The 14815-nt window shown below is 42.3% G+C and carries 15 protein-coding genes; 7 read left to right on the forward strand and 8 right to left on the reverse strand.

Annotated features, from left to right (window positions below):
* Positions 1–179: 179 nt before the first annotated feature.
* Positions 180–854, forward strand: a complete 675-nt coding sequence (locus ACUVXA_RS06315; protein WP_445870400.1) for a hypothetical protein — start codon at positions 180–182, stop codon at positions 852–854.
* A gap of 469 nt (positions 855–1323) precedes the next feature.
* Here ACUVXA_RS06315 and ACUVXA_RS06320 read toward each other — a convergent pair whose 3' ends face one another.
* Together ACUVXA_RS06320 and dps are read right to left on the reverse strand one after the other, a co-directional pair.
* Complete coding sequence (locus tag ACUVXA_RS06320) at positions 1324–2115, reverse strand: ZIP family metal transporter (protein ID WP_445870401.1); 792 nt, start codon at positions 2113–2115, stop codon at positions 1324–1326.
* 81 nt (positions 2116–2196) lie between these two features.
* Positions 2197–2754, reverse strand: coding sequence for a DNA protection during starvation protein (gene dps, locus ACUVXA_RS06325; protein ID WP_445870402.1), 558 nt, complete (start codon positions 2752–2754; stop codon positions 2197–2199).
* Between the two features lie 103 nt (positions 2755–2857).
* Here dps and ACUVXA_RS06330 point away from each other — a divergent pair, with 103 nt between their 5' ends.
* Positions 2858–3241 carry a Fur family transcriptional regulator gene (locus ACUVXA_RS06330; RefSeq protein ID WP_445870403.1) on the forward strand — a complete coding sequence of 128 codons (384 nt, stop codon included), beginning with the start codon at positions 2858–2860 and terminating at the stop codon, positions 3239–3241.
* 79 nt (positions 3242–3320) lie between these two features.
* Here ACUVXA_RS06330 and ACUVXA_RS06335 read toward each other — a convergent pair whose 3' ends face one another.
* Positions 3321–4268: an amidohydrolase family protein gene (locus tag ACUVXA_RS06335; protein WP_445870404.1), complete on the reverse strand. Its 948-nt coding sequence runs from the start codon at positions 4266–4268 to the stop codon at positions 3321–3323.
* 74 nt (positions 4269–4342) lie between these two features.
* On the opposite strand from ACUVXA_RS06335, the gene ACUVXA_RS06340 reads away from it, so the two are divergent.
* Complete coding sequence (locus ACUVXA_RS06340; protein WP_445870405.1) at positions 4343–4855, forward strand: hypothetical protein; 513 nt, start codon at positions 4343–4345, stop codon at positions 4853–4855.
* Positions 4856–4911: 56 nt separating this feature from the next.
* Here ACUVXA_RS06340 and ACUVXA_RS06345 read toward each other — a convergent pair whose 3' ends face one another.
* The 3 genes from ACUVXA_RS06345 to ACUVXA_RS06355 all read right to left on the reverse strand — a co-directional run bounded on the left by ACUVXA_RS06345 (position 4912) and on the right by ACUVXA_RS06355 (position 6419).
* Entirely contained in the window at positions 4912–5340 is a 429-nt protein-coding gene (locus ACUVXA_RS06345; protein WP_445870406.1) for a HEPN domain-containing protein, read from the reverse strand.
* Positions 5324–5680 carry a nucleotidyltransferase domain-containing protein gene (locus ACUVXA_RS06350; protein WP_445870407.1) on the reverse strand — a complete coding sequence of 119 codons (357 nt, stop codon included), beginning with the start codon at positions 5678–5680 and terminating at the stop codon, positions 5324–5326. The genes ACUVXA_RS06345 and ACUVXA_RS06350 overlap by 17 nt, the downstream gene beginning before the upstream one ends.
* Positions 5681–5816: 136 nt before the next feature.
* Positions 5817–6419, reverse strand: a complete 603-nt coding sequence (locus ACUVXA_RS06355; RefSeq protein WP_445870408.1) for a hypothetical protein — start codon at positions 6417–6419, stop codon at positions 5817–5819.
* A 366-nt stretch (positions 6420–6785) separates the two neighbouring features.
* On the opposite strand from ACUVXA_RS06355, the gene ACUVXA_RS06360 reads away from it, so the two are divergent.
* Positions 6786–8072, forward strand: a complete 1287-nt coding sequence (locus tag ACUVXA_RS06360) for a hypothetical protein (protein ID WP_445870409.1) — start codon at positions 6786–6788, stop codon at positions 8070–8072.
* Between the two features lie 82 nt (positions 8073–8154).
* Here ACUVXA_RS06360 and ACUVXA_RS06365 read toward each other — a convergent pair whose 3' ends face one another.
* Both ACUVXA_RS06365 and ACUVXA_RS06370 read right to left on the reverse strand, forming a co-directional pair.
* Positions 8155–8514: a Zn-ribbon domain-containing OB-fold protein gene (locus tag ACUVXA_RS06365; protein WP_445870410.1), complete on the reverse strand. Its 360-nt coding sequence runs from the start codon at positions 8512–8514 to the stop codon at positions 8155–8157.
* Positions 8515–8519: 5 nt separating this feature from the next.
* On the reverse strand, positions 8520–9704 hold the full coding sequence (locus tag ACUVXA_RS06370) for a thiolase family protein (RefSeq protein WP_445870411.1): 1185 nt from the start codon (positions 9702–9704) through the stop codon (positions 8520–8522).
* A 351-nt stretch (positions 9705–10055) separates the two neighbouring features.
* Here ACUVXA_RS06370 and ACUVXA_RS06375 point away from each other — a divergent pair, with 351 nt between their 5' ends.
* From ACUVXA_RS06375 to ACUVXA_RS06385, 3 genes are all read left to right on the forward strand, one after another.
* Complete coding sequence (locus ACUVXA_RS06375; RefSeq protein WP_445870412.1) at positions 10056–13556, forward strand: hypothetical protein; 3501 nt, start codon at positions 10056–10058, stop codon at positions 13554–13556.
* 22 nt (positions 13557–13578) lie between these two features.
* A complete protein-coding gene (locus tag ACUVXA_RS06380; protein WP_445870413.1) occupies positions 13579–13866 on the forward strand; it encodes a hypothetical protein in 288 nt (95 codons plus the stop codon).
* Between the two features lie 219 nt (positions 13867–14085).
* Entirely contained in the window at positions 14086–14601 is a 516-nt protein-coding gene (locus tag ACUVXA_RS06385) for a hypothetical protein (protein ID WP_445870414.1), read from the forward strand.
* The last annotated feature ends 214 nt before the right edge of the window (positions 14602–14815 follow it).

Below are 14815 nucleotides of genomic sequence, written 5' to 3' on the forward strand. Positions count from 1 at the left end.
AGACCACTCACCGGCTGAAAAATGCGCCCCACACCTTCCGCATAAGGGCGCAAAAAATGATACAACCCTTGCAAAAACCGTTCTCCAGCTACGGAGATTGAAAGTTTTTTAACAGAAAAATATAATTAGTCAAGTGTTGAATAGGTTAGAGGTGTGTATTTTGTAATTTGGTGATTATTATGGCCGGTGAGAAATCTACTACATTTATGGGAGTGCCGTTACTTCTTATTGGCGGAATCATTGGTTTTGTGGCGATAAGCATCGCTGTAATTTGTATCTTGGGCGCGGTGTTTCTATACACTAGTGCATCTCCCTTTATGCCCTATGCGGTCAAGCTGGGTTTTAGATTCTGGGTTCCAGTCCCTAATTTCGGATACACTTGGACCACTCAGGCTATAAGCGATCTTGGAGTAGGCCCCACATCCTTCATGTTTAACGTGGGCTTGATAATAACCGGTATTCTGTGTTTTCTGTTCTTTCCAACACTACTTGGATCTTTAGGATATTCTAGGACTTCCAAGATTGGTGTTCTAATAGGAGTGGTTGCTGGCGCTGCACTGATTGGGATTGGTGTTTTTTCCGAGGTGGCATCGTTTCAGCACAACCTGTTCTCAATACTGTTCTGGATGCTCATCGCCCTAGCGGCTGGAATTCTGAGCTACGCTATGCGTTCGTCCACAGTGTTCTCAAATACTGTCCAGTGGATTGGCTATTTCGAATTTGTGGGTGGCTGGATTCTGGGCATTCTTACAAAACTTTACGGTGCCATTCCAGAGTGGCTCATGCTCCTAGTACTAGTAATCTGGATTTACGCATTAAGCAATAACATGATAATAAAAGGAAAAACAGCGTAGCCAAATCTAACGGCTGAAAGTAAAAAACTAGAAAATATTTCTTTTTTATTTTTTTTAAAATTCTATACGGTTTTTCTTTGATTTTAAATCCACGAGAATAAACCAATTAATATTATAATTTCAAATCTTTACAGGAATCTTTGGCGGGAAAGCCCCAGACTTCAGTCTCTGGGATAAACCTTCAAAAAATTTATTTGAAATAGAGTATGTTAATAGTTGTCGGTAGCTGAGGAGTTTGGCTTGGGCTTCAAGAGGCTAAACAAGACACAGCCCCCATGAGGGGCCGAATAGACGCCGTGGGCGTCATAAACATGGCGAACCTTCACGGTGAAGGAACAGCCATCGGGGTGATGGCACACCCCCTGCTTCTTGTGTGGGATAGAATGAATTGGGAGCCTAAAAGGGCCATGAACATAAGACCAATGAACACCCAGAAGCAGGAATCCCCCGAATTTATTCGAGGGGAGTGTCAAGCCAGAATATTATCTAGGATCATCATTACTAAGAAACCTATAATTACTCCTATGGTGGCTTCCCTCTCAAATCCTTTTGAGTGGCTCTCTGGAATCATCTCGTCGCTTACCACCCAAATCATTGCTCCTGCTGCAAAGGCGAGTGCGAAGGGTAAAAACTGGTGAGCAATACTCACCACTAAGACGCCGATTACTCCTCCTACCGGTTCCACAAGGCCGGTCATGGTTGCGTATCCCGAGGCTCTCCACTTGCTATAATTTTCGCGCAGCAACGGTAGAGCCACCGCTAAACCTTCGGGCATGTTTTGAAGTCCGATTGCTATGGCTAGTGCCAAGCCTGCACCTATTTCTCCGGCTCCAAAACCCACGCCCACCGAAAGCCCTTCTGGAAAGTTGTGGATGGCTATGGCAAGAATGAGTAACCATACCCGCCTAAGTTTTGGGGTTGGTTTCTTCATCTTTGTTAAACCATGCAGGTGGGGAACTAAACGGTCCACCACTATGATGAAGACTACTCCGCACACAATTCCCCCAATGGCCATCCAGATTCCCCCGATATCAATAGCAGGTAGTATCAGACTGAAGAATGAAGCAGACAACATTACCCCGGCTGCAAAACCCAACATGGTATCCAATGCTCTCTGAGAAACCGTTCTAATGAATAAAAGCGGTGTGCATCCAAACCCGGTAGCGAGACCCGCAATAAGACTTGCTGAAGATCCCCATATTATTAAATTCTGGTTGAACTGTTGCTCATATAAAAACCAAAAAAGAATTAACCAATACATTTTATCAGCAACGCAAGTCTCTGTCTTTTATTAATTATAATAAAAAGAAAAAAAGAGAAAGTGGAATATAAATTTGCTGTTTTAACCTATGTGTCTGAATTTTTGGGTGTATGGGCCTTCTCCCGGTGTTCGTCTTCTGAAGTGTCCTGAGGGTTTTCCAGTTAATAGTTCTTCGAACCAGGCTTCGTGCTCTATTTCTTCATGCAGTATGGCTAGTGATACGTCGTATGTTCTATGGTCTTTGCCAAAAGTGTAGTTGCATATCTCGGTGTACACCCTTATGGCGCATCTCTCAGCTTCCACTAAGACGTTTAATAGGTTTTTAACGGTTTCTTCTTTTGGCAGGTAAGCGTCTTTACAGGCTGCCATATCGGCGAATTCCCGTATATCCCGGGGGAGATCTCCTCCCAGCTCTAAGATTCTCGGGACTAGTGTTTCGAAGTGGAGTTTGTCTTCCAGTCTAGCGTCTTCTATGATTTCTTTTATGGATTCTCCTTCTGTTCCTGTGGCGTGAGCTCTTAGCAGAGTGTAGTAGTAGTATGTGGTGAATTCGGCGGATGCTGCTTTAACCAGCATTTTTAAGAGCTTGTCGACGTCTATTCCTGCCTTTTCGACTACTTCCCTTCCTACTTTTCCCAATTTATTTCACCTTAGTTCTAAAAAGAACTTAGTTCTATTTAAACCTATTGTACAAATAAATTTTTATCCAGCCCCACCATATGTAATATGGAAAAGTGATACTATGGAAAAACAATTAAAGAAACACGGAATGCGGATCACTCCACAAAGGCTCGAATTGATTAAAATACTTAGAGAGTTAGGGAAATACCACCCTTCATTCAATAAAGTATACAACGCTATTAAGAAAAGGTATCCTAATATAAGCCGTTCCACCGTATTTAATAACCTGAAGACCATGGTTGAGTTAGACCTGATAAAAAGTTTCAATTATGATGGAGAAACCCGCTACGAGATGAACCCGGAGCTGCACGTGAATGTAGCGGAACCAGATGGTACCATTAGGGATATTAAAAACAATGAGATCACGATGCACCTAAATGAGATAGTAAAACTAATCAATAAAGAGGGAAAAAGTGTTCAGAGTTTAGTGGTCATCGTACAGTAAGAGCTTAAATTAACATATAATAAATACCTGTAATCAAACCAAAAAAAGGGAATAGAGGAAAGATAAACTAGGATTCGTTTTATAGTTTGAGTATTTTCTTAGCGTTCTCGCTTAGAATTTTGTTGATTTCTTCCTGTGTGAATTTTAAACCGTACTCTTTTGCTTTTTCTGGAATGTTTTTGACCCAGTTAACCCAGGCATCGTCACCCATCACTGTCAAGAGGTAAGGCCAGTCGGTGCCAAACATTATCCTATCCTTAAGAGGAGACCCCAGCAGAGCAGGAACATTAAGCAGGTTTCTTAAAGTGCTTAACCAGTACTGAGGAATACCTGCAGCAGCTACCTGATGGGCAGAGATTTCAGCGTAAACGTTGGGTCGAGCAGTCATTATTTCCGCTGCTTTAAGAGTCCAGTTCAATCCGCCGAAGTGAACCTGAACTACTTTCAGATCCGGAAAGTTTGCCGCAACACTGTCCAAATATATGGGATCCGCATATTTGGATTCCATGGGAGCAGAAATTACCGCTGCGGTGTGTGAGTAGAGGGGCACGTCGAGTTCTACACACTTCTCATAGAGCGGGAAGTATTTACGGTCATCGGGGTAATAACCGGCGGTGGGGTGGAACTTGAGTCCTTTCATTCCCCATTCTTCCACGGCTTTTTCTAAAAGTTTAACCGCCCTCTCTCCTCTACGGGGATCTATGGCGCAGAGAGCAGCTAGTTTGTCTGAGTATTCATCCGCCTGCTTAGCCACCCACTGGTTCATTTCTTCCACTGACCATTTGGCTTCACCCACGATTGACATTCCCCAGTCAACACCCATAACCAAAGCCTTATCAATGCCTGCCGCGTCCATCACTCCAACGAATACTTCGGCGTTGGACCCCCAGAATTGGGGCAGCATCTGATTAGCCACTACTTCCTTGGGTACGCCTAAGGACTTGGCGTAATTATCCGCTATAAAATCCCAAAAAGTATCAGACCACATATCCTTGTGAGCTAAATGGGCATGTACACTAATTACCACACCAAAAACCTCCCTTTAAACTATATGGATAGATATTAAATAGTTATAAATCTTTTTTAAATAGGGTGAAAAAATTGGCTTTCTGGATTTTCTTTTTCAGTCTCTGGTTTGGATCCCCATTGGTCGATGCTTTCGCATCCTACATGATGGACAGAATAGTTACAAAAGATGCAAAAATATTCAAGAACATCAAATTTAAAATTTCGAGAAACCTGGGCGAAAAAAGGATAGATCTAATACTGGTTGATTATTCTGAGAAAAAGACTTGGTTAATTGAAGTTAAACACCAGTTTAGCACTAAAACGGTTGAAGAAGCATTAGGCAGCCTACTATTAGCTCATGAGATTTTAACTAAGGAACACCCCCCTAAAATTACAACAAAAAGATATTGGTTTTTTAAAGGTCCAGAAATCGACACCGAGGGTATTAAAGATTTTGAGGAGGAGAAAATAGCTGTTTTCTGGCAGGAACCAGGTGAGAAGTCTTTGGAGGATTCCGAGAGAGAGGAGGAATTACTCATAGAGATACTTCGGAAGTATGAGATTAGAACCTTCTTTAAAAAGGAGGTAGATTTCATAGAAGTGTGAAAAAAGCAATTATCAGAGCGGTTGCTTAATTTAGAAAAAAATTGAATTCATAAAATTTACTCAAAATTTCTCCTTACTTTAACTTTTTTTTCCACTAGCTCAATGACGCTTTTCGCAAGTTGCATTGCTTCCTCTGCTTCCTTTGGATCATCGAAATATCTTGAGGGGACTCCTCCTGGAAGACTATTGGGGTAGCGGGTGGGAAGGTAATATATGTCTAGTTTCTTAGCAACTATAATTTTTTCGAAATCTTTGTCTATTTCGAGTGCCATTGCGGAGAGCCCCCCTATAGAACGTATATAAATCACCTCAACAGATTTGAGCTTCGAGTAGAGATATGCTTTCAAAGCTTTTTCTGCTGCTTGCTGAAAATGGAAGAGCGCAAGGTAGAATCTTCCCCTCTTTCGCAGATCATCTGCATCTTCAAACTCGTCCCTTGCATGAGTGAACCATCTCAACGATTCCTCTTTAATCGGTTTTTTCATAAACCACTCTACCCGAATTTACTATGCTTTGCAGAAATCTGCTTATTGGAAGTTTTTCCTCAAATTCTTCCTCATTGTAGACTATTAAGTCGGACGCCACCTCTCGGCTCAAGCTTCCGTATATTAGCCTCATCCATTGCTTCCCACTTCTACTATTAGGCATAATTATTAATAGGTCCAGATCACTATAAACGTCTACTTCGCCTTTAACAAGTGAACCGAAGAGTATGATTTTCAACGCCCCCATTTTTGCTAGCTCATTAATAATTGAGTTCAACGAGGAATTTAATGTTACTCTTCTCCTTTCTTTGTTTTGCAATATTTTTCCAACTCTAGACATTTAATGTTCCCTCAGAAAAAAATATTCCCTTAATCACATAAGTATTGTGGAAAACAAAAGATTACAACCGTTTAACTAATGCCCCTAGTTCCCCCTACCCCATAATTTTCACAAATAAATTTTGGTTTTTCGGAAATTAGGAAATAGCAAACCCATTCTCGGAGAGACTTTTAGAAATGTTCTCCACATCTTTTTCTAGTTCCCGAATTTTATTTCTCAAAGAGTTTACGATCTTATCATTATCTACCAATTGCAGAGGTTTTGTACACATTGGACATTTGAACTTTGCTTCCACAGCTTGGTCAAAACTGAGCCTGGGACATCTATTCATTCCGCAATGATAGAGAGTGTTGTTTCTCTCATACTCTATTCTTTCCTCTAATTTTTTAATTGTTAGTAAAGCCTTATGCTTGAAGGTTGCAAAACTGTACTTTAGGGGAAGTAGTTTCCACAAAAATGAGAAGTATCCCGTATGGGGATCTCGGATCGTTCGATAAGTTGCGATGCGAAGATCGTACAATTTGTACAAAATCCTCCTAATCTCCTTAAAAGGCATATTTGTCTCTGCACCAATCTGCTCCTCAGTAGTTTCAAAACTAGTTGACAGATGCTCCAAAACGTTGGCAAAATTTTCATCAAATTCATCTCCAATAATTCTGCGATAATCTTGTAAAATTGTCTCATACAGTAAGTGTATTTGCTTAGGCATCTGCCCGTGTTTTGCGGCATCTACACTCATTTACAAACCCTCCTTAAAGAAAGCTAGTCAACCTATTTTTTCAGAAAATCACTAGTCCCCTACGAAGATTATTTAAAAAAGACCAATTTTAAATTTTTTGGTTAAAACCATTTTTGCACAAATTTACGTTTTAAACATTATTTATGTACAAAATATTCAGCATTTCATACTAATTTATAAAATAAATTTTTAAATTTATCGATAAAAATATTAAAAAAGACCAATAAATTCTACAAAAGAGCAAATCGAAAAAAATATATTTAAAATTAGACACAATATCACTAGGGAAAAGCGAGCAGCCCATCCACAAAACTCACGAAATACGCGTTCATTTTGACCCGGAAAAATTAAAGGAGACTGAAAATTATGAGTCCGGGTAAAAGGATTATCGTCGTGGCCATTATCGGTATCCTTCTAGTTGGATTTGGTTTCAGTCAAATAAATTATAATCTAAAACAACAACTAAATGCTGACTTACTGCTTTTCAAAACAACCGCCAACAGTTATACAATGGATGCAAATATTCCAAGTTCCCTAGGAAAATTCACCTTCACACACATCCCCCTGGAGGACGACGCCTACGATTCCATAACACCACTAGGAAACTTGAACCCTCCCAGCCACACTTTTCCCAGCGACCACATATACTTTTTACTAAAAAACGGAACTTACGATATAGTTGCACCAGCAAAAGGAGTCATAACACAGATTAGCAATAACACTCAGGAGGGAGGAAACTATCAAGACTACACTTTACGCATAAGACATACAATCACTTTTTATAGCTATTTCTACCACATGTCAGGCCTAGCGGACTGGATATTGGAAAAAACTGGAAAAATAACAGGATTTACTCTAGTCAGTATACCAGTTGAAGCAGGACAAGTCGTCGGTAGGGCAGAGAAGCAACCAGGAGGATCCTTTTGCTTAGATTGGGGTGCAAAAGATTATGATGTTACACTAAGCTTCATTCACCCCGAAACCTATGGTTATGGCGTAGAAGTGCACACAGTTTGCCCACTGGACTATCTTGAAGAAAGCCTAAAGGAGAAAGCCTACCAGAAAGTTAATAGAATAGGTGAACCCAGAGGCGGAAAGATAGATTATGACATTCTTGGTAGGCTAAGTGGAAACTGGTTCCTTGAAGGAAGTCAACCAGGCGTCTGGAACTACAGCACTAATCTAGCCCTCGTCTACTATGTTCATAATGCGTCACAAATGGTTGTATCTGTCGGAGGAAATGTATTAGCACCTCTACCAATAGGAGTGTTCAACGCTACAGGTCCAGACTTTAGAGAGGTATCCAATGAGAGTGGTAAAGTCATATACCATTTGGTTGGAGCATATCCAGAAACTGTCAGTGACAAAAATTACACTCTTGTTGTGCAGGTTGTAGGTGATGAGCGGATTAAGGTTGAGGCATTCGAAGGACACCAAGAAGAAGTAGACTTTACTGATAAAGCCGTGTTCTACAATAGGATTGGCCCCTTTGGCTCCTTAAACTCTGAGATAATTCTTCTAGGCTTAGCCATTTTAAACCAGCTCTCCACCTATTCTCAGCAGACAATCCTCCCAGTTTTGGGCGTCCTCAGCGGTGCGGGAGCATTCTTGATAGCAACCCTAACTCTTAAACTGTACAAGAAAAAGCCCTAAAACAGACAAGAGGAAAAGAATTAAAAGCTCCCCAATAACCATAAACCCTCCTTTTTTTGGCGAGGAAGTGGTATGGATCTGTTTAGTTTTGTGGTGTAAATTTGTGGAGTGTTAATTTTCCCTCTTGGGTTTCTATTTCGGTGTATTCAAGTTTTACTGGTTGTCCGATTTTTAGTTCTTGAATTGGTTTTCCTATGTATGTTAGGATTTTGAAACCTTCTTTTAATTCTACTATTCCTATGGTTTCGTTGTGGAATTGTATTCCTCCCGCATTTATTGTGTAAGCGTATAGTGTTCCTTCTCCGCTTATTTCAACCCATTCCAGGTTTTTGGAGCTACAAAAGAGACAAAAATCTCTTGGCGGATATATGTGTTTTTCACAGTTTTTACATTTTGGAACTTTAAATTTCCTGTTTTGCAATTCTTGGAAGAATCTCTCCACTCCTTCTACCTCCTTTTTATTATTGCTACCATATTTCCATTCATCATTCCGTGCTCTGCGTGCACCAGCCCGGTCTCTGCATCTTGGACCTGTCTTTTATTCGCTTCTCCTCTTAGTTGGGTCACGATTTCATGTATTTCTGCCAGGGGCGTGACGTAGGGTGGGTGCCCCAAGGATAGTCTTCCCCCGGAGGGGTTTACTGGGGTTTCTCCGCTTATTTTTGTGCGTCCCTCTTCTACCGCTTTTGGGGCTTCTCCTCTTTTATAGAATCCCATTTCTTCGTATACCATAAGTTCGGTTCCGCTAAAGGGCCCATAGACCTCGGCTACATCTAAGTCTTTGAGTTCTGTTTTTGCTTGTTTTAGAGCTTCTTGGGTGGCTCTTCTAAGAGAGGGGATTTCGGTGACTGATTGGTAAATGGGGAAGAAGCTTGTGGGGTCATGTGCTTCTCCTATACCCGCCAGATAGCACTCCTCTCGTCCTATTTCTCTTGCGGTTTTTTGGTCTGCGAGAATTATTGCAGCTGCTCCTTCGGAAACCGGGCAGCAGTCTAGAAGGTTTAGAGGTGGGCAGGCCGGTCTGGAGTTTAGGACGTCTTCCACTGTTATGGGTTCCCGGAACTGGGCTCGGAGATTCAGGGAGGCATTTTCTCTTAGAACCACTGGTACCTGAGCGATCTGCTCCTTTGTTATGTGGTACTCGTGCATGTATCTCTGGGTGGCCATAGCGTAGTAGGGGGCGGCTCTCATCACACCGTATCTGCGGTCGTAGGGTCCGAAGAGTCCATTAACAATATATGTGAGGTATATGTGCCGTGAGATATCGAATGTGTCCCGGGTTAAAAGTTTCTCTGATGCATAGATTAAAACTGTGCGACATTTTTCCAGCAGTATTTCGTAGGCTCCGTACTTTACGGCGGCTAGGCTGCTCATCCCACCAATATCAATGGCGGCCTGCACCTTAGCATTGAGGTTTAGATATTCCCCCATTCTCTGGGGGGCGAATCGGTCGATATCTTTAGCGTCGGTGAAGTATCCTTGAGGGGTAGTTACAATACCATCTATGTTTTTTGCTTCTAGGTTAGCATCTCTGAGAGCTTCTCTTATAGCTCGATTGGCGAGTGTGGCTGAATCCGCATCCCAGTGTGATTTGATCTCAGTTAATCCAACTCCAATAATGGATATGTTCAAAAACTCACCTCACATCAGGAGTATGAGACACTTTCTTAACCTTTCAAACGCAACTAGTACTTCAATTTTATGGAAAGATGAGATTCTTGAATTATTTTTTTGAAAATAATTTGGTGGAGATTTTAGTAAAATTTTTTCGTCTTCGTGTTGATGTAGGTTATTTGCCGTAAAAATAAGTCATTTTTTCAAAAGCTTTAAATAGGAAAAAGGCGTCAAAACTATATAAAAGTTGAAAAAACTCTGAGAAGAGGAGGAGCGCGGATAATCTAATTATCGGCTCTAATGAAACTTCAAAAAACAGCAAATTGTTTCAGTGAAAATACCAAATAGGAAAAAAAGGAGAAGAAAAAGGTGGAAGGGAAAAACAAGTACACACCACGTTACAAGGGAAAAACAAAGCTCTTCAGAGGAAAAACCAAACACATTCTGATATTGCTACCAGCAATTCTGCTTTTAACCTGTTTTCTAGCTCTACCTCTAACGGAAAGCCAAGTCCAAGCCATCGCTCCCCTGCACCCAAATAGTATAAACTCCAACGATATCCTATCCAATGGAGGCATATCAACCAATACAAAACTGACAACAACCCTAAACAGCCCTAGCAGTGGCGGCATGTCTCTTACTGGAAGCATGACCGTAACTGGCGACAGTATACTAAACGGAAACCTAACCCTCTCAAACGCTCAGCAAGTGATTCTCGGTTCGCCCCTCTTCGCCACTGGAACAATGACCCTCACAGGAGATAAAATCGAGCTAGGAGCACCATGCAAATCAGGAGGAAGCATAACAATACTAGGAAACAGCACCTCGCCCGCAGTAAACACCGCTAATGGAACCCTCCACGTCGGAAACAAAAACACAGGAAGTGAGGTCTACTTTAACATAACAAACTACTACCAGTACGTTGAATCCTATGGGGGCGGCTATATAGGAGACTGGAACAATCAGTCAAACGACCTCATAATTCCAAACAGTAATACCATCAAAGTACATAGCGGTGAACTCCACATACTCGGTGTGGACATTCCCATCTCGTTCATGGGACTACCGTTAACACTGGATTTAGAGGTTTGGATAAATCACGACTGGCTCAACATGACTATGAATGTTCCCTTTTACGGACTAGTACACATCTCCATCAACCTGTGGGGTGATCCTTCGTGGTCCAAGGCAAATTACAACGGAGAAGTTAACATAACTCAGATGGCAATGAACAAAGAATTCCCCACCATCACCATCTGGATTATTATTATTCCTATTCGAGTTGATCTCAGTCAACAAATTCTAGACATGGGAAACACGCCGGCAAGATATCTTGAATTCGGAGGAGGAACGGTTTTTGAGTCCCGGGGAGACTGGTTCGCTGTAGGAACTAGCGGCGGAGCAGGTGGTGTAATGGTTCTCAATGACACCTATGTTTACATGAACTCAAGTCAATCCATTACCTACAAATTTCTAAAGAACGACACACAGGCCGCAATAACTCTTTGGAACAGTCCCAGTTACCCGACGGCAAGAATGTATGTTTCAACCACAGGTCAGAACGTAACTGGTTTTGGTAACAGTTACTCTGCCGTTATTACGAATGGTGGCATCTCAACATCTGGCTTCTCAGATATCAGGAATATGAACAAGATAACACAAGGCACACTTGCATTTGAAGGAGACATGCTACTAAATGGAGATATCACCGTCCAAGGCGACATAGGTGTTTCCGGGTACAGTAAAATGCTTTCACCCCTAATCGTATCTGGATCCCTAAACATAAATGATGGCACAATGACCGGAGACGTAGAATTAACACTCACAGACGGCTATATGATAACAGACGGCGAGATGAGCATAGACGGCGGGAAAATGAGTATTCTACAAGGAATAATGGAGATGAACTCCACTGGAATCTACATCTATGACGCTTCAGACACTTCAATTATAGGCAGTATAACTTTTACCGGCATAATGGAGATTACTGGAAGTTCTTCAATAACGGGAGATATTGGCATCTCGGGATACAACTACATGGAGGGTAATGTGGATATTAGAGCCCCACTTCTTAGCTTAGAAGGAGTGATGGTGACCGATGGGGACATGAGTATAACCAGCGGCGAGATAATTATCCCGAGCGGAAGTATGGTTATGAACGATACCGGCTCCTACATCATAGGCGACACGATCACTGTTACTGGAGAGGTTAACTTCAACGGTGACGCAACCATAACCGGAGACATCGGAATCTCGGGATACAACTACATGCAGGGTTACGTGAACGTAGCCCAGCTTAGCCTAGAAGGAGTAATGGTGACTGATGGAGATATGAGCATAAGCAACGGTGAGATAAGCATAACAGATGGGAACATGGTTATGAACGCCACGGGCTCATTCATAACAAGCAACAACGGTATCAGGGTTACGGGAGAGGTTGATTTCAACGGTGACGCAACCATAACCGGAGACATCGGAATCTCGGGATACAACTACATGCAGGACTTGGTAACTGTTCAAGGCGACATGAACATAAACAACGGATTGACAACGGGTACACTAACCCTAACCATCGACGGCACCATGGAAACCACAGGAACCATGACCATAATCAACGGTGAGATAAGTATTCCGGATGGCCACATGGTTATGAACGCCACGGGCTCCTACATCATAGGCGACACCATCACAGTCACCGGTGAACAGATAAACTCCGTGGGAACAACCGAGGTTAACGGCGACATAACTATACGAGGCGATATCGGAATCTCGGGATACAACCACATGCAGGGGTTAATAAGCGTTGAAGGCTACCTGAACATAAACAACGGCTTGACAGCAGGTACGATAACTCTGAACATCGATGGCACAATGAAGACCACCGGCTCCATGACCATAACCAACGGTGAGATAAACATCCCGAGCGGAAGCATGGTCATGAACGTCACCAGCTCCTACATCATAGGCGACACCATCACAGTCACCGGTGAACAGATAAACTCCGTGGGAACAACCGAGGTTAACGGCGACACCACCATGCAGGGCGATTTTGAGATTGGTGGAGAGAGCTTCATTAGGGGCCCGGTTAGCATTTCCGGATCGCTGAACATCAACGGTGGTACAATGAAGGGGACTGGAACTATAGTGGTGTCTGATGGTTCTATGCAAACCGTGGGTAATATGAAAATTAGTAACGGAGTGATAACGGTTCTAAACGGTAAGATAGTGATGGATTCTTCGGGAACCTACATCGGCAGCGAGACCAGTATTACAGGAGACCTCGTTGTTGCAGGTACTGTAACAAACTCTGGTCTGATATCGATGAGTGGTAATTTCCAGATATTGACTCCCTTGATTATCACTGGTTCAATGGTGACCATGGGTATCACGAGTATGGGGAATCTTGGTGCTATTAACGGTATTGTAGTAATTACGGGGACCACTATAATGTCTGGTGCGACTGTGATCAGCGGTGACAACAATGTCATAGGCTCTATGACTGTGACCCCACTGGGAGTGGCGATTAACGGTATAGCGGGTCTAACTGGTGTGGTGCACAACACAGGCGGCCTTCCGGCTATGTCGGCCTCAACGGTTCTTGAGGTTTATGGCGGTTCCATGATGGGGTTACCTATCCCCCAAGTAGCCCTCATGGCTAATCCAATGGCACTGCTGGCTCTTGGTATACTGGGCTTTGGCACTGTCATGGTGGCGATTAGAGGTGTATACTATGGAATTAAAGAGCGGCGAACTCTGATTCCTAAAATGAGAAGAACCGGAGAAGTCCTGCGGAACTCGGGTGGTCGTCTCGGAGAGGCGGTTAAAAGGTTTTCAAGTGAAGTAGGGAAGAGGATAAAGAGAGGCGAGTAGATACGTGGAGGTTGTGAGAGAAGTGACTGAGGTTGGTTCGTTTGAGCGTTTTCGGTTCTGGGGTTGGAGAATTAGCGTGGTGTGCGTGGCTGCGTTCTTGGTGGTTGTGGGTCTCTCATTGGTGTTTGGTTCGGGGATTAATGGGATATTCATCCTACCGGTAATCTCCTTGATACTCATGGGGCTAGCCACAGTTTTCGTTGGTGGACTCATATTAGAACTGTACGGTAGCATTAGAATTTGGCTCAAAGAACGGAGTACCCCCTCTCAAACTTCTGGTAGGCGACGGGCAAGAAGAGAGGGGGATTAGGGAACCTAGAGGCTTTATAGATAGACTTAAAGGGGCATAAAAATGTCTAATGGGCCAAATTTGCTACCATTTTTTTATATAAAAATTTAGGAGTGGTAATTATTTTTCCTCAAAAAAGGATAATAGAATATTAAGGCAAGTATCATTATGTTTCGATAAATTTTATATGTTTTAAATTTTAGACGTGATTAACTGAATAGTTAATTGGTTGTGGTTAATTTGCCGGGTAAACCTAGAAGGTTTGAACCTGAAGAACTAGTTAAAGTTACTTTACGGGTTCCTAAAGATATGTATGATAAGACTTGGAAATATGCTCGCCGTTACGGTTTCTCTTTTAATGAGGCTGCTGTCAGATTGATGGCTTTTGGTGTTGGGGATTCGGAATTTGGAGACCGTGAGGTAATGTGGACTAGCAAATTTTTTGCAGAATTTCAGAAATCAGAGTTGTTCCTGAAACTGAGAGATGCTTTTCGAGAGGTTTTGGCTGAGTTTTTGGTCAAGTATTACGAAAGAGATCCGGTGACCCTTTTAAAAGAAATTATCACTTATGCCGGGAGCCATTTTGACTATTTTCAGGAAATTCTAACCCTTGAAAGGGATCGCCTAGCGAAAGCAATTGCGGGAGACAATCCAGAGGCAGAGGAGAAGCTTGTGGAATTTTTCGAGATGTTGAAATGGGTTTGGGACTGGGTGCGTCACAGTCATAAATCGAAAAGACCGAAAAATGCGACTTAAGGGTGTTATTGTCTTTCAATGGGTCCCCATTTGATTCTTCGCCAAGCCTTCCTGTGAAGTGTGTAAAATATTACTGAGTGCACTGGTGAAGAATGCGATTTCCACTGAAACTGTAATATTTCCCAGTATTTTCAAAAATAGGTTATAATATGGTTTTCCTAAAAAACTTTCAATCTCCGTAGCTGGAGAACGGTTTTTGCAAGGGTTGTATCAT

The organism is Candidatus Jordarchaeum sp. (assembly GCF_052745115.1).